10 protein-coding genes are annotated in these 15,995 nt (G+C 44.0%); 4 read left to right on the top strand and 6 right to left on the bottom strand.

Features of this window, described 5'->3' with window-relative positions:
- Positions 1–608 precede the first annotated feature (608 nt).
- The 5 genes from H9J30_RS07230 to H9J30_RS07210 form a co-directional block, all read right to left on the bottom strand.
- Positions 609–2,405 carry a M1 family metallopeptidase gene (locus H9J30_RS07230; RefSeq protein WP_240130623.1) on the bottom strand — a complete coding sequence of 599 codons (1,797 nt, stop codon included), beginning with the start codon at positions 2,403–2,405 and terminating at the stop codon, positions 609–611.
- Between the two features lie 525 nt (positions 2,406–2,930).
- Complete coding sequence (locus H9J30_RS07225) at positions 2,931–3,902, bottom strand: PstS family phosphate ABC transporter substrate-binding protein (protein WP_037416594.1); 972 nt, start codon at positions 3,900–3,902, stop codon at positions 2,931–2,933.
- A 223-nt stretch (positions 3,903–4,125) separates the two neighbouring features.
- The gene (phoR, locus tag H9J30_RS07220) at positions 4,126–5,424 is read right to left on the bottom strand and encodes a phosphate regulon sensor histidine kinase PhoR (protein ID WP_240130407.1); all 1,299 of its coding nucleotides are present in this window, start codon (positions 5,422–5,424) and stop codon (positions 4,126–4,128) included.
- Between the two features lie 80 nt (positions 5,425–5,504).
- Positions 5,505–6,194 carry a phosphate regulon transcriptional regulator PhoB gene (gene phoB / locus H9J30_RS07215; RefSeq protein WP_011071727.1) on the bottom strand — a complete coding sequence of 230 codons (690 nt, stop codon included), beginning with the start codon at positions 6,192–6,194 and terminating at the stop codon, positions 5,505–5,507.
- A 185-nt stretch (positions 6,195–6,379) separates the two neighbouring features.
- Entirely contained in the window at positions 6,380–7,348 is a 969-nt protein-coding gene (locus tag H9J30_RS07210; protein ID WP_240130406.1) for a porin, read from the bottom strand.
- Positions 7,349–7,639: 291 nt separating this feature from the next.
- Here H9J30_RS07210 and rdgC point away from each other — a divergent pair, with 291 nt between their 5' ends.
- Entirely contained in the window at positions 7,640–8,554 is a 915-nt protein-coding gene (rdgC, locus tag H9J30_RS07205; RefSeq protein WP_240130405.1) for a recombination-associated protein RdgC, read from the top strand.
- 204 nt (positions 8,555–8,758) lie between these two features.
- Here the strand turns inward: rdgC and H9J30_RS07200 are convergent, their stop codons facing one another.
- The gene (locus H9J30_RS07200) at positions 8,759–10,570 is read right to left on the bottom strand and encodes a M61 family metallopeptidase (RefSeq protein WP_240130404.1); all 1,812 of its coding nucleotides are present in this window, start codon (positions 10,568–10,570) and stop codon (positions 8,759–8,761) included.
- Positions 10,571–10,711: 141 nt separating this feature from the next.
- Here H9J30_RS07200 and H9J30_RS07195 point away from each other — a divergent pair, with 141 nt between their 5' ends.
- The 3 genes from H9J30_RS07195 to ppnN all read left to right on the top strand — a co-directional run bounded on the left by H9J30_RS07195 (position 10,712) and on the right by ppnN (position 15,992).
- Positions 10,712–12,874, top strand: coding sequence for a tetratricopeptide repeat protein (locus H9J30_RS07195; protein ID WP_240130403.1), 2,163 nt, complete (start codon positions 10,712–10,714; stop codon positions 12,872–12,874).
- A gap of 149 nt (positions 12,875–13,023) precedes the next feature.
- Positions 13,024–14,580: a GGDEF domain-containing protein gene (locus H9J30_RS07190; protein WP_240130402.1), complete on the top strand. Its 1,557-nt coding sequence runs from the start codon at positions 13,024–13,026 to the stop codon at positions 14,578–14,580.
- Positions 14,581–14,636: 56 nt separating this feature from the next.
- On the top strand, positions 14,637–15,992 hold the full coding sequence (ppnN, locus tag H9J30_RS07185; protein ID WP_240130401.1) for a nucleotide 5'-monophosphate nucleosidase PpnN: 1,356 nt from the start codon (positions 14,637–14,639) through the stop codon (positions 15,990–15,992).
- The last annotated feature ends 3 nt before the right edge of the window (positions 15,993–15,995 follow it).

The following is a 15,995-nucleotide window of genomic DNA, read 5'->3' as shown; positions in this document are numbered from 1 at the left end:
TGAATAATTTTTGATTTGAGGTGGAACTTTCGTCCCATGAACACCTCAAATAGATTGAACAGCGAATGTCTTTTTCATGTTCATCATTCTCCCAGGGGCTTCTAGCGCGGCCCCCTTGACCCAGGAAGAGGTCACTAGGCAACCAATTGGTTGCCTTTTTTTATACCTATGATTTATTTGTAAAATAAATCTAGCCACTTATCGATTGCGGTATTTACTGCCAAAACCAAAACCAAAACCAAAACCGAAACCAAAACCGAAACCGAAACCGAAACCGAAACCGAAACCGAAACCGAAAATAATTTTAAAAATTTTTATCACGCACTGAACTTTTTAAAAATGCCTTAGTCTGATTAAGTGTAAGGATTAACGAATACGCTTTAATGCACAATTAACTACTAAATGATGTGTTTAGTAGTGAGTTAAGCAGGTTTAATCACCACTTAATTCAATGAACCGTTTCACGTTATCGCATAGAGTTGAATTGGTTGGTCGTTCATCATCTCCCTTTGGGGAAGCAATCGAATACACGCTAGCGCACTGAATTCCTTTGTCTCCTTCTTTGATTTTTTTATGGCAACCTTGGGTTGCCATTTTTTTATCTCTTTTTACGACTTAAACATTCTATCCAACTGCACTTGAATGGATGGGTGATAGCCCGAGCGCGCGCTTGAATAAATGCTTTGTAACTCAGTATGATAACCAGCTATCTTTAATTCGGCGTAAAGCGGACGGACAAATTTGCCCCGGCCGATACGCTGCAAATAGCGGCTGAGTGCTGGCAGAACGGGATCATAATGATTACGGATGGCAACTCTAAACCAGTCACAGGCAATTTCAGCATTGTTCGATTCGGTCAATTTAAAACTGTCATCCAAATCCATTAATTGTACTTGCGACAGCACTTCAGGTAATTGAGTCAAAAAATATTGCCAATGATGCACACGCCAGCTTTTTACATTAAGCAGAGCCGCAGCCTTACCCTGTAAAAAATCGTTCAAGGCATCATCGACTTTATCTAAACTTCGCGATGTCGGCCCCACATATCCCTGAGGCAACCCCTCACCGTAAATCCACTCCAGCAGTTCGGCTTCACTTATCTTATCCGGATAGGCTTCGACTAAAGCCGCTTTTGCGTATTTGACAAACATTTCTGTAGTTATCGCCTTAAAAGCGAAGTGCTGCACATAGGTAAACAGGAACTTATCAAACTCGGCTCGCCCCAGACGACGCTCTAAATCATGGACGAACATCGACGCCTTATCATAGGTAAAGCGATTAAAGGCCAAATTAGGATCGGCCTGCTGCACATTGGCGGGCAAGGTTTGCCGATGAAGTGGCAAGGCAGCGATTTCTTCTTGTAGTCGACCAAATTCAATCACCCATTCCAGTTCGGCCTGTTCCCTGCCATAGACTTGTTCCACAATCCTATTGGTGAAATAGGTCGTAAAACCTTCGTTTAACCAGAGATCTCGCCACGTGGCATTACTGACTAAATTTCCTGTCCATGAATGAGCCAGCTCATGGGCAACCGTTGAGACTAGGCTCTTATCCCCCGCAATCAGGGTTGGGGTTAAAAAAGCTAAACGCGGATTTTCCATCCCACCGAAGGGAAAACTCGGAGGCAAGATGATCATATCGTAGCGCCCCCAGGCATAGGGGCCTAATAATGATTGCGCCACATCAAGCATATGTTCGGTATCGGCAAACTCAGTTGCCGCAGCTTCCAACATACAAGGTTCGGTATAGACGCCACTACGTGGGCCAATGGCTTGAAATGCTAAATCACCAACGGCTAACGCCAATAAATGTGTGGGGATGGGCTTTTCCATCTCAAATTGAAATGTCCCTTCTAGTGGCGTCTCAGGATGATTCATCGCACTCATTACAGCGCGCATTCCTTTAGGTACTTGAACTTTAGCATCGAAGGTAATCCGTACCTTAGGCGTATCCTGCAATGGTATCCAGCTGCGGGCGTTAATCGGTTGCGATTGGCTAAACAGATAAGGTAACTGTTTACCTGCCGTTTGCTCTGGCGCTAGCCACTGTAATCCCTGTGCCTGCATTGATGTGAGATAACGAATGCACACCCGTTCACATTGTAACTGCGGTAAACGAATGGATAATTTTTGGCCGAGTATTTCATTCGACTCCTCGAGTGAAAACTCAAGGGGAACTTGAGCCTCGGTCATTACCGATAAAATAGCTAAACCTCTGGTATCTAGCCATAATTCAGCAACCTGCGACTCTATATACCTGAGAGAGAGCACTGCCTCACCAAGCAAGGTACGAGCCTCAAAGTCAACCGTAAGCGTTAAGGAAAGGTGGGTTACCTGCACTTGGTCAGTATTAGCAAAAGAATGATAATCCCGAGTTAAATCCCATGCTGTGGGTGCTATTGGCATTTGCTGGTCTTCTGAATGTATCACTTAGCTAACCTGTGGAGGATAAATTATCTGATCATATTATCGGTCGCTGATTTACTCATGCGCAATCGAATAAAGCTTTTCCCACATCCTAATTTTGTAACAATGCTTAAGCCCATACCTAGTCATTGTCGACTTTAGTTAACTCGTAATAATAAAATTCACATATTTTTCAATATATAAGGGTTGTAAGAAAAAATATTTTCAAAAATTTTCTATTTTTGCTGAACTAATTTCTCGCCCTTGAGTCAGATATTATGAACCGAATCTTTGCAATGAGTTTCTTCGTTCATCATCATTCTCCTTTAGATGGTTTCTAGCGCGACCGTCCCCGGATTCCGAATTGGAATTTACAGCAACCTAATTAGGTTGCTTTTTTTATGCCCACTTTTCAGCCTCAGTGAACAATCCCCAAAAATGATAACCACCAACAAAAAGTTGGTGGTTTAGGACTGAAAACAAAAAGGGTCTCCGAAGAGACCCTTAACGTTTAGCGATAAAGAATTAGAGGCGGATGCCTAACTGTTCTAAATCTTTGGCAACTACGCTCTTAGGCAGCGTCACGTAACCGTCTTTTTCTACAACTTGCTGACCTTGCTTAGATAACACATAACGGATGAATTCTTTTTCCATTGGTGCTAAGTCTTTGTTTGGTTGCTTGTTCACGTATACATACAAGTAACGTGATAATGGGTAAGTACCATTAGCGGCGTTTTCTGCAGTCGCTTCGATAAACTCATTACCTTTTTTAGCGATTGCAACGGCTTTTACGCCTGCAGTTTTATAACCGATACCAGAGTAACCAACCGCATTCAAAGATTGAGATACAGATTGAACGACTGATGCTGAACCAGGTTGCTCGTTTACGTTCGCCTTAAAGTCGCCTTTACAAAGCGCTTTCTCTTTGAAGTAACCGTAAGTACCTGATACTGAGTTACGTCCATATAATTGAACGTCTTTTGCAGACCAATCACCACTAAGACCTAAATCACCCCAACGCTGAATATCCGCACCACCACATTTATGAGTAGAAGAGAAGATACCGTCAACCTGTTCAGCCGTTAAGCCTTTGATTGGGTTATCTTTATGTACGAATACTGCTAAAGCGTCAATTGCAACACGAATTTCAGTTGGCTTGTAGCCATAATGCTTTTCAAACGCTTCTACTTCGTTAGGCTTCATCTTGCGGCTCATTGGGCCGAATTGTGAAGTACCTTCAGTCAACGCTGGTGGCGCAGTTGAAGAACCAGCCGCTTGAATTTGAATATTGACGTTTGGATACATCTGTTTAAATTCTTCAGCCCAAAGTGTCATCATATTGGCTAAAGTATCTGAACCTACAGATGATAAGTTGCCAGACACACCACTTGTTTTCTCGTAAGTAGGTAGAGATGGGTCAATAGCTGCCATGGCAGTTGTAGAGAATACACCAGCGGCTGTGAGGGTCATCGCGCCGACAAGTTTTTTCAGTTTCATTATGTGCTCCAGTTGTAAGCTAACTAATTTGTAACTTAGGTTTCTTCAGACGCAGCCAGTATCAATCGCCACAATGACAATTCTATGTCCAAGATATGACACTTAGATGACAAAACACTTTTTTTGCATTTTTTTGAAAAATCACTTCTTTTCGAAGTCTGAAAAAAAACAGGCCATAATGGCCTGTTTTTAATAACAAAAATAACGTTACATTAAATAGCAATTATTTTTTACGTTCAATCAAATGCTGCGGGATCACAAAGCTGAAAGTGCTACCCTTTCCTAATTCACTGCTGATATTAAGCTCACTATGATGATGACTTAACGCATGTTTCACAATGGCTAAACCAAGGCCGCTGCCTCCCGTTTGTCTTGATCGCGCGCTGTCGACTCGATAAAAACGCTCGGTCAAGCGACTAATATGCTGCGGTGCAATCCCTTCCCCTGTATCGGCCACACTAAAGAGACCTCCGCTGGCAACACTGCGCCACTGCACACTAATCTTGCCCCCAGGTTCAGTGTAACGAATAGCATTAGAAATTAAGTTAGAACAAGCACTTCTAAGTTGTAGCTCGTTTCCATGTGAATCTAAGCCCGGCTCACAATGGAAACTTAACTCATATTTGTCCTGCGCTAACGCTTTGGCCTCTTCCTTCAAGACTTCCATTAGCTGCGACATATTAACCGTATTCTCAAGATTAATATCCGCCGCATCTTCGATGCGAGATAGCACCAGCAACTGCTCCACCATAGACTGCATTCGCCGCGTCTGCTGTTGCATTAACGCTAATGGCTTTGCGTTCATCGAATCCGGCTCCGCCATGCTTTGCATCATTTCCAAGTATCCCTGCAAAACGGTGAGCGGTGTTTTAAGCTCATGTGACACATTGGCGACAAATTCTTTACGCATACCTTCGAGCTGTCTTATTCGAGTAATATCACGGGCGATCAGCAGTAGTTGCCTATCACCATAGGCCATGATACGGATTTCGAGTAAACGCCTCTCCGATACTGGCGATGCTAGCTCTAAGGGCTCTTTATACTTACCAGCTTTAATATAAGCGGAAAAATCGGGATGACGGATTAAGTTATCAATACGCTGCCCATTATCCTGTGGCCAAACAAAACCCAACATTAACTGAGCTAATTTATTACACCATAAGATATTATGCTCTGAGTCGAGCACCACAGCGGCATCGGGTAAGGCTTCAGCACCTTGACGGAAACGCCCAAGTAACGCGGCTAATTGGCCGACTCGACGACGGTTTTTACCTTGCAGGCGGTAAATACCGTTAAACACGCCTTCCCAGCTGCCACTGCCCTGGGGAGGAGTTAATTTTCTATCTCGCCATAACCAAAAATTAAGTCGCGCTAACTGACGGTAATGCCAGATCACGAGACCTAGCAATCCAATGATCAGTATCCAGAGGGGTTTCCCTACCAATAAACCAATAAGCAAACAAAGCAGTAAGAATACGGCTAAGCGCGTAAATAACCGGTACCCTGAATAAGAGTCGAACATAAATAAACCCAAACATCAGGCTAAATAAGGAGAGCACAAGATAGCCGAAAAGCTAACCTGTGCCTATCTCTAATTTGGCACTAACTACGTGTAGAAAAGCGATAACCCGCACCACGAACCGTCTGAATAAGACGATCATGGCCCGACTCTTCAACCGCTTTACGTAGGCGGCGAATATGCACATCAACGGTTCGGTCTTCAACATACACGTTGGTGCCCCACACGTTATCAAGCAGTTGTTCACGGCTATAGACGCGTTCTGGGTGTGTCATAAAGAAGTGCAACAAACGGAATTCCGTCGGCCCCATATCGAGTACAGTATCGCCAACACTCACCCTGTGACTGACAGGGTCGAGTAACAATCCTTGTACATCAATGGTTTCTTCAAGGCGAGTTGGCGCACTGCGGCGTAACACCGCTTTGATGCGGGCGACTAGTTCCTTGGGGGAGAAAGGTTTAGTGATGTAGTCATCGGCGCCGACTTCGAGCCCCTTAACCTTATCTTCCTCTTCACCGCGCGCGGTAAGCATAATAATAGGGATCTGGCGGGTAAACTCATCCTGCTTAAGGCGTTTGGCTAATTGAATGCCGCTTCCACCAGGAAACATCCAATCCAACAAAATCAGATCGGGGTAAGGCTCCTTTAGCAGCGCAATGGCCGAATCAAAATCTTCTGCCGCAGAGGTGGTAAACCCATGCTGTTCCATTACAAAAGTCAGCATCTCGCGGATGGCTAACTCGTCTTCTACTATCAATATCCTTGCAGTCATAGGTGATTTTCTGTCAGTGAATGTCAACACGGCTATTATTAGTCATTTTTATTACAGATTTATGAATAAGAGTGCCGCACAAGCAATATAGTCGCGATAATTGTCACATTAAGTTTATATAACTGTTTGTTTATCGCAATAAAAAAGGAGGCAAAAGCCTCCTTAATTCAATCTTAATACTGAGATTAGAACTTGTGCTCTAAACCAATACCGATATATTTGTCATCATCAGTATTCGCTTCTAAAGAGCGATTGGTGTAGAAAGCAAACACTTTAGTCGGCTTGCCTAAGTTGTAATCCGCACCTACTGACCATGAATCACCTAAGTCTTCCATGTCTTGGAATTGAGCTTTTAAGGTAACAGCGTTGATATCATAAGCAGCACTCAACAGGTAACCAGTTGCACTATCTGCAGTCACCTCAACAGGTTCGCCCGTTGTTGTGTTGTATTTGTATGTTTGTTCCTGTTGCTGATACATACCACCTAACTTGATACCAGCTAACTTGGCTTGTAAGCTAGCACGCACGATTTCATATCCAGACACATCCGAATCGTAGGCTAAAGCTGCATAGACAGCGGTTTTCTTTAACTTAGCGTCACCATACATGGCTGCAACGCTGAAACCATCTTGAGCAAATTGACTTTTTACATCATTACCTTCCGCAACATAAGTGACACCAAACACGAAGTCACCAAAAGAAGGTGTTAGGTAAGTCGCTGTTTGAGCGGCACGAACTTCACCTTTAAATAATTTTGTTAAGTCGCCAGAAAGATCGTTAAATTGGTCAACATCACCTTGAGAAATCTTGAGCAAAGTATCGTTACGACCAACGGACAAAGAACCAAAGCCACCTTTTAAACCAACAAATTGATTACGGGCAGTAAAGTTGTCGCTCGATGCGGCACCTGTATCGACTTGATACTCAACAGTATAAAAAGCGGTAAGTGAGCTTGATAATTCGAAGTCACCTTTCACACCAAAACGAGAAGCATTACTTTGAATAGATGTTGTAGCGTCACCTTTCTCATCGTTTGATTGAGCGGTAACATTCAACTTACCATAAACAGTCAGTGGCTCAGCGGCATAAGCAGAAGCCAGAGTTGCAGAAGCTAGCGCAGAAGCAAGTAGAGTTTTACAAAAAACGTTCATCATTTAATCCTTTCGACGTTATGTTCGTCTTGGTTATTGGTTTGGAACGACCGAAAGTTTGCAATGAATCTGTTTCAGTTTTATTTCAAATGTGACAGCTTTGGTCTATATACACAAAACACCCTTATACCTCAGCGGCAAAATCCAGATACACCAAGGGCTACAGCTAAGTTTTTCCCAATGTTACATTTTGATGAATTCTGCAACTTAGCCAAAATTTAACGATTTAGGATAGGTTTACCCCGCTGCAACTATGCCGTAAACTGCGACTTTATTTTCCAATGAGCGCATCTTATGTGGTTTAAAAATCTTACTCTTTATCGTTTCAATAAACCTTTTTCCATCGAGACAGAAGCACTTGAAACCGCACTTGCCGATTTCACATTTTCTCCGTGCGGCAGCCAAGACGTCAGCAAATTTGGTTTTTCGAATGCCTTAGGTAAAAAAGGTAGCACCTTAGTACACAGTGCCAATAATCGTCACCTAGTCTGTGTCACTAAAGAAGAAAAAATTCTGCCTGGCCAAGTGATTAAAGAGTCGTTAGAAGAAAAAGTGGCACAAATTGAAGACGAAGAAAATCGCAAACTTGCCAAAAAAGAAAAGGATGCGCTAAAAGATGAGATCATCACCAGCCTATTGCCGCGCGCCTTTTCACGTCGCAGCCAAACTCGCGCGCTGATTTTACCCGAGCTTGAAATGATCCTCGTCGATAGCTCCAGCGCCACTAAAGCCGAAGAATTATTAGCCTTGCTACGCAAGGCATTAGGCAGCTTGCCCGTGATCCCATTAAGCTTTAAAGCGCCGATTGAAAGCCAATTAACTGAATGGCTTAAAAATGGCAGTGCGCCCTTACCTTTTGAAATGCAAGATGAAGCCGAGCTGAAATCAGCTGCGGATGAAGGCGGTATCGTACGCTTTAAGCAACAAGATCTGAAAGAAGATGAAGTGCTAGCTCACCTCGAAACCGGCAAAGAAGTGCATAAATTAGCGCTACACTTTGGCCAATCCATTGCGCTCTTACTGCAATCCGATGCCAGTGTGAAACGCTTAAAATTCTCCGAAGAATTTAGAGCGGGTAATGATGAACTGGGTAATGAAGATCCAATGGCGCGCCTCGATGCCGACTTCGCCTTAATGGGCAGTGAGTTAGTTGCCCTAATGCACGCCCTGGTTTCTGCATTGGGCGGCATTGAAGAGACTCAGGCTTAAGTCTTAAGCCTATATATTGAAAACCAATAGATTGAGCAAAAGCGTTAAGTGAGCTTAAGCTTACAAAAGTAAAAAGGTGCAGCAGTTGGACTCACTCAATTCACTGCGGCACCTTTTTAATATCAATTTCTGACACAAAGCGTATGGTACGATTCGAGTAAGTCATCACTGGTGCAGTCACAACTCACTCAAGCCAGCAACGAATTAGCTTTTGGTCACTAGTTCGCCTTTATTATCAAACGGCCAATCAATACCTAACCAAGCTTTAAAGAAGGCTTTTTGCTGCTTAGTCGCCTTCACATCGCCTTTGAGTACGAGCTTACCGCTTTGTTTCTCACCAAGGGTTAAAGTCACTTGCTTAATTTTATCATTGTTAAATAAGATGACATCTACTTTATCACCTACCTTAAAGTCTTTGATCCGCTTATCAAAACCTTGAGCGGTCACTTTTAGCCCATTAATTGCGATAATCTCGTCTCCCGCCACGATCCCCGACTGCCATGCCGGACCATTACGCAATACTTGGGAAAGTACTAACGAGCCATGTTCACTGCTTAAAGTCATGCCAGTAAAAGGTTCCGCTTTGGCGTCTTTACCGTAGGACATCACTAACCCCGCCTGAGACAGCAAGCTTGGAAACTCGAGTCTCATCGGGCTATTTACATGCCTTTGCCACCATGGGCCATAATCCTTGCCCGACAAGTCCTTCAGGATTTGCTGCACATCAGCCACCGTGTACCCCTTAGGCACACGGTAATCTTGGTAGAGTTTACGGTGTACATCGCGGTATGAATGGGCGAGGTTCGAGTCAGTGAGCAAGGAAAAATCCAGCGCCAATGAGGCTAAATAGCCTTCAGAGTAAATATTGACGCTATGGTTAATCGCATAATCTCCGCCCGTGCTACTCCACTGACCTAAACTTGCCTCGGCAACCGATTGAATTTCACGCCCTGGGGTTAGCTCGCTTTTTTCGATACGTTTCGCTAAGTCTTCCAAAAACTCTTTTGGCGTCATCACGCCCGCACGCAGCAACAATTGCCCTTGGAAATAACTGGTAGACCCCTCTGCAATCCATAAGAGTTCAGTCATATTTTCATGTTGATAATCATAGGGAACTAAACCCGCTGGGCGGTATGCTTTAACGTTCCAGGTATGAATAAACTCATGGGAAGCGGTACTGATAAAGCGTAAATAGTCATTTCGCTCACGAAAACTAAACCGTGGTAACTGAATAACCGTCGAGTTTAAATGCTCTGTTGCACCGCTGGCACCACTGGTGGCATGCACCATATACACATAGCGCTCAAAGGGATAATCATCCCAAATCGCCTTGGCTTGCCCGCTCAATGCCGTTAAGTCTTTAACCACTTTATCCGCATCGTAATTACCTTCGCCCCAAAACACCAGCTCATAGTCTTTGCCATTGGCCGTAAACTTTTTATGGGTGCTAGTACCTGTTTCAATGGGAGAATCAATCAACACATCATAATTGGGTGCGATAAAGGAATGTGCCATTTGGCCCGATGACATGCCCGAATAACTCTGCCAGTTTTCGGGTACGGTCAACTGCACGCTTACCGGGTCTTGGCGAAATTGGGGACTATACATCAATACACCGCTAGCATCTAAGTAAGCATGTGTGGCATCAATATGTCGCACCCGTTGGCCTAATTCGTTAGCATAGAGTTGATAACTAACAGTCACGCGACTTGGTTTATCAAGGGCTATTTGCCATTCACCACTGGTGGTGCGTTTCCATGCGAGTGAGTTACCTTGGCTGTCTTTTGCGGTAAATAAACGAACCCCATCAGATAAGGGTAATACTTGATACTTACCCGTACGCCACACGGGAAGATGAACACTCAATTCTCCCGCTTTAGCCTCGGGGAAAGTCACACTCACCTGCGCGAGATGGTGTTGGGGTTGGCTTAAATCAATGCTGTAATTCACGTCAGCAAATACGTTAGCCGAACCTAATGCACTGAATGCAAAAATAGATAATCTACTGGGTTTCACTCTTACTTCCTTCAGTCTTCTGTTATTATGCTTCTTATATTTTTTTTCAAGTATAACAAGTCGATGTAGCATCCTCATTAGGCGCTAACAAAAGCTAACAAAATAAGTTCCTTGACTTAGGGAATATAGGGCCACCTACACATGCATAAATTCATTGTTATTTTCGTGACCTTGTTGATATCTATTTCTGTTCAAACATTAGCGGCCGATTTAGAGATCGAAGAAATAGAATTGCGTGAAACGCCACAAAAGATGTACGACCGGCTTAATCAGTCTATCTCTTTTCCTATTAGCTTTAAGAACCGTGAACAATTTGAACGCGCAGCCAAAGAGCAGGGCTATAGCCCTGATGAATTTGAACACATACTACAATTACTGGCGCGGTTAAATCTGGAGCCGAGTATAAAATCCAAAGTGGGATTTCAAGACGCCAATAGTTTAATTGAACTGTTGGCTAGCATCGCACAAACGCCCTTCCAACAAGCTACCGTCGCCATGCTAAAGGGGCGTTATATCGGCCGTACCGAACAAAAATACCAAGAAGCGATCGCCTTTTATAACCAAGCTCTGACACTCATCAATGACAGTGTTGATCTTGAGTCTATGTTGCTAAAACATACAATTCATGAACATCTAGGCGGCTTGCACTTAGTGATCCGCCAAGATGTGCCAGCCCTAATGCATTTTCATACCTATCGCGATATTGCTTATAAACTCAGGAACGATTACCTGATTGCGGCAGCCGAATCGAAACTAGGGCATTACTACAATAAAAACCAGCAGCTGACCAAATCACTACAACACTATAGTGAAGCCATTCGACTATCGAATCGTTCCAATTATCCGTCGATGAAAACCCATTTGCAGTTGCAACTCGCTAAGGTATATCGTGATTTAAAACAATGGGATGAAGCCTTAAAAAATGCCCATGAGGCCGCTGCAGGCTTTAAAAAAATGGGCAACGACACTTATCTGTCAAGTTGTATGACGGTTATCGCTATGGTGTATGGCGAACAAGGGGATTGGAACCGCGCCATTGATTACTATCTCAACGCTCAACAGCTTGATGCTAAACGCGGCAACTACATCGCTCAAGGGCTTAACTTCCACAATTTAGGCCAAGCCTATTCGCACCTCAACGATAATGTGAATGCGCTTAAATATTTGCTGATGGCTAATAAAATTTTCACTGACAAAGAAAGCCATCATTACTTGGTCTATAACGAATTACTGATTGGTGAAATTGCTCAAAGTAAGCAAGATTGGGCGCTGATGATGAGCCATGCTGAACATGCTTTAGCATTGGCGAGCAATTTAGCACTGCTGGATGAGCAAAAATCAGCACTGACGCAAATCGCCCTGTCCGCAGAAAAGATGCAAGATCAGGCCAAAGTCATCAGCACGCAAAAACGGATCATTGAGTTAAATAACACCTCAAAAAATACTGCCAAAGATCCCGCGGTTGCCGCTTCTGTTCTTGCCGAACAGCAACTTAAGCTTGAACTCAATATGCTCCAAGGCAAATTAAAAGATGCCATTGAAAGCGCGAAGGAAACCAATAAATTACTTACACTAAGCGGTGTCATCCTAACATTGCTGGTGATTGCAATCATTGCCCTGCTAAATCAACGCCAAAAAAGCAGACATCAAAATGAATCTCTACTTCAATTGACCTTAGAAGAGCCATTTACCCACCACAAGGGGTATGCCGCATTATTAAGGGATCTCGGCCCAAACACATCCGATACAAGAACGACGGCACTGGCCTTAATTGAGTTTCGCGATCATCTCACTACTGACCTCAACCACGGCCAATATTTTGCCAACGCTATGACCCGTCAGCTTGCAAGCCATATCAGCAATAGTCTGTTTATGCCGGTTTATGTGATCCGCCAAGGCTTGTTCGCGGTAAGATTTACTGAGGCGGTGGAGCCACAGCAAGCATTAAAGCAACTTCAGCAACAGCTCGATAAGAATGCGTTTAGGGCTATTTTTAATCTCGGCTTTATCAATTTACCCCTGCTTACCAAAACCGAGATTAATATTGCCCCCAAATTGCTGTTCGAAACGGTACAAATGGCACTCGCTGGCGCGCGAAGCTTGCCGAGCGATACTTGCCATTATGTGAGTCTAAGAGCATTAGATTTTGTGCCACCGACACTGTTTGCCGATCCACTGTTTTTACACCTAGAAAAAGGGATTGAGCGCGGCCTCATTCGAGTCGAAACCAATGCGATGAAGGAAGACATTGTTTGGCCCTGCTGGGAAAATAACCAAAATCGACATTTATTAGGAAATATTTGATCAATATCGACAATTAATCACAAACGCATAAATAAAGCAATTTGCACTCTACAACCATTGTTATAACATTAGAAGCATATGAGTTAAACGCTAATCTGGACAGCGGACGTCATGCTTGTTAGCACTGCAGAGTTAGGAAAATACTCCGGATGAAGGATTCCAACGCGACCGTTACACAACTGGCATTACTTCAACAAAAGCTTCATTCGGCAAAACTTGCCCTCGATGAAGTCAATGAAGATAGAAACGCTAAGTTACAAACCTTACTCCAATTTATTGGCCATTTAAGTCTTGCCTGTAAAGGCCAAAACTTAGAGTTGGATAATAAGCTTGCCAAACTTCGCCACAACTTAAATACCTTTGAGCGAGTCGATGAAGCCTTGCCGGAGTTGGTCGATGTTGAACGCCTATTAAAAGGTCAGTACCACCATGTGATGGTACAACTTGAAGAAAGTCGAGCCGGACTTGCGCAGGTTATCCGCCAGATTCAACGAGTTAACTCTGTACCTGAAAAACTCAAAAAAGAAATTAACTACTTTAAACAGGACCTCGCCAAGCCGTTTCATACGGTGTGGGAGTACATTCCTAAAGTTAAACAAATCATCGGCTTCTACGACACCATCCTACAACAACAGTTTAATGAAACTGAAAAGTTAGATGTGTTACCAAAGCACAGACAACTCGCCCATGAGTTAGCACAGATGATTTCGGAAATTGAGTTCCGTAAAGATCAACGTGATCAAGTGCTTGTCATTAAAGAAATGCTAGCCTCTGATATCGAAATCGATAATTTACTCGAGGCTTATCAAACCATTTTATCCCTGCTGCTCGACAATATTGCACGGGAAAAATCGGCCTCACAGGAATTTCTCTACGCCTTAAACGATGCCTTAGCGGCTGTGCGGGAAGTCGTCAGCGAATCCTATAACCATAACCAGCGTAGTTTCCAGCTCAAAACCCAGCTCAATCGTGAAATTAATTCTCGAGTCGATAATGTGGGCGAAGCCATTATCGATACCGATGATATTGTCGACCTCAAAGCACGCTTAACTGAGCAGCTCAATTCGATTCGCTCCGCCCTCGCCCGTAAAGAAGCCTTAGAGCAGCGCGAGCAAGCCTTACTGCGTAAGTCGATGGAAACCATGCGAAAAGAGCTTAACGAGCTGAGTAATGAGGCCAATACCTACAAAGAGCGGCTTTTCGAGCAACAAAAACTTAATCTATTGGACAGCCTAACTCAATTACCTAACCGTGCAGCCCTAGAAGAACGCATGGAGCTTGAATATCGCAATTATCAGCGTCACAAATCACCGCTGTGGATTGCGGTTGCAGATATCGACCACTTTAAGAGCATTAACGACAGCTTTGGCCACAGTACAGGAGACAAAACCCTCCAAGTTATCGCCATGGCATTAAAGAATTCCCTGCGGGATACTGAGTTTGTCGCCCGCTACGGCGGCGAAGAGTTTGTGCTCATTTTGCCAGATATTGATGATAGCGATATCGCTCAACTTTTAAACAGAGTCCGTGAAAAAGTAAAAAATATTCCATTTAAATTTAAAAATCAGCGAATTACCGTTACAGTATCTATAGGGGCTGCGCGAGTGATGGGCAATGAGCTCATTCATGAAACCTTTGAACGCGCCGATGCAGCACTCTACAAAGCAAAACATGAAAGCAGAGACAGGGTCGTGATTGACGTATAACTAAGTCAGACTATACGTCACTTTTTATCACTCCTGTCGATACGAAGGAGTGGTAAATGATAGTAAAAGTCAGCCCAAAGGGCAGCATGGATCAGCTTTCACAACTTGAAGTTGATCGCCTCAAAAAAAGCGCGCAAAGCGCCCTATATCAACTGTATCGTAGCTGCTCCCTCGCAGTACTCGCCGCGGGTCTCAAGACCGACAATTCTAAAGCACTGTTCGAGCAATATAGTGACTTCGACATCCATGTCCTACAACGTGAACGTGGCGTTAAACTTGAGCTTATTAATCCACCAGAACAAGCCTTTGTCGATGGCCAAATTATTACTGGGATCCAAGAGCATTTATTTTCGGTGCTTAGGGATATCCTCTACATCAGCGACAAGTACGACACCTTAAAACATATCAATTTAACCAACGCGAGCCACATTACTAACGTCGTGTTTGATATTTTGCGCAACGCCCGTGCCATCGCGCCCATGAAAGATCCAAACGTAGTCGTCTGCTGGGGCGGGCACAGCATTAATGCCATTGAATATCAATATACCCGCGAAGTGGGTTATCAACTTGGCTTGAGAGAATTGGATATCTGCACCGGCTGCGGTCCAGGTGCAATGGAAGGCCCGATGAAGGGCGCAGCCATTGGTCACTCAAAACAACGGATTAAAAACGCCCGCTATATTGGCCTCACTGAACCCAGTATTATCGCCGCCGAGCCGCCAAACCAAATCGTTAACGAGTTAGTGATCTTACCCGATATCGAAAAACGCCTCGAAGCCTTCGTACGCTTGGGCCACGGCATTATCATCTTCCCCGGCGGCGCGGGGACAGCCGAAGAACTGCTGTATATTCTTGGGATTTTGCTCAATAACGAAAATCAGGAAACCCCCTTCCCGCTGGTGCTGACGGGGCCCAGCGAAAGCGCGGATTATTTTATTAAAATAGATGAGTTTATCGCTGCAACCTTAGGTGCTGAGGCGCAGCAGAAATATCAAATCATTATCGATAATCCTGCTGAAGTGGCTCGGGTGATGAAACAAGGCATGGAGCAAGTGAAAAACCATCGCCGCACCACCGGAGATGCTTACCAATATCAATGGGGACTCAAGATTGAACCCGAGTTCCAACTGCCCTTTACTCCAACCCATGATGTCATGGCAAACTTAAATTTACATTTCCAAAGCAACAAAGCGGAGCTTGCCGCCAACCTGCGTAAAGCTTTTTCCGGTATCGTTGCGGGTAATGTAAAATCAGAGACCATCAAGCAGATTGAACAATTAGGCCCTTTCCACATTAAGGGTGATCCGCATTTAATGGAACTGATGGACAATTTGCTCGGTGCCTTTGTCGCCCAACATAGAATGAAACTGCCTGGAAGCGCTTATGTTCCCTGCTATAAAATAGTGAAGTAATGC

It is taken from the genome of Shewanella cutis (genome assembly GCF_022410515.1).
Taxonomy (GTDB): Bacteria; Pseudomonadota; Gammaproteobacteria; order Enterobacterales; family Shewanellaceae; genus Shewanella; species Shewanella cutis.
The sequence above is the reverse complement of the archived record's forward strand: the minus strand, read 5'-3'. Positions and strand labels throughout refer to the sequence as shown.

Bases quoted from the DNA above. Each gene is read 5' to 3' on its own strand.
- H9J30_RS07230 (WP_240130623.1), bottom strand. From the start codon at position 2,405: ATGCCAATAGCACCCACAGCATGGGATTTAACTCGGGATTATCATTCT.
- H9J30_RS07225 (WP_037416594.1), bottom strand. From the start codon at position 3,902: ATGAAACTGAAAAAACTTGTCGGCGCGATGACCCTCACAGCCGCTGGT.
- phoR (WP_240130407.1), bottom strand. From the start codon at position 5,424: ATGTTCGACTCTTATTCAGGGTACCGGTTATTTACGCGCTTAGCCGTA.
- phoB (WP_011071727.1), bottom strand. From the start codon at position 6,194: ATGACTGCAAGGATATTGATAGTAGAAGACGAGTTAGCCATCCGCGAG.
- H9J30_RS07210 (WP_240130406.1), bottom strand. From the start codon at position 7,348: ATGATGAACGTTTTTTGTAAAACTCTACTTGCTTCTGCGCTAGCTTCT.
- rdgC (WP_240130405.1), top strand. From the start codon at position 7,640: ATGTGGTTTAAAAATCTTACTCTTTATCGTTTCAATAAACCTTTTTCC.
- H9J30_RS07195 (WP_240130403.1), top strand. From the start codon at position 10,712: ATGCATAAATTCATTGTTATTTTCGTGACCTTGTTGATATCTATTTCT.
- H9J30_RS07190 (WP_240130402.1), top strand. From the start codon at position 13,024: ATGAAGGATTCCAACGCGACCGTTACACAACTGGCATTACTTCAACAA.
- ppnN (WP_240130401.1), top strand. From the start codon at position 14,637: ATGATAGTAAAAGTCAGCCCAAAGGGCAGCATGGATCAGCTTTCACAA.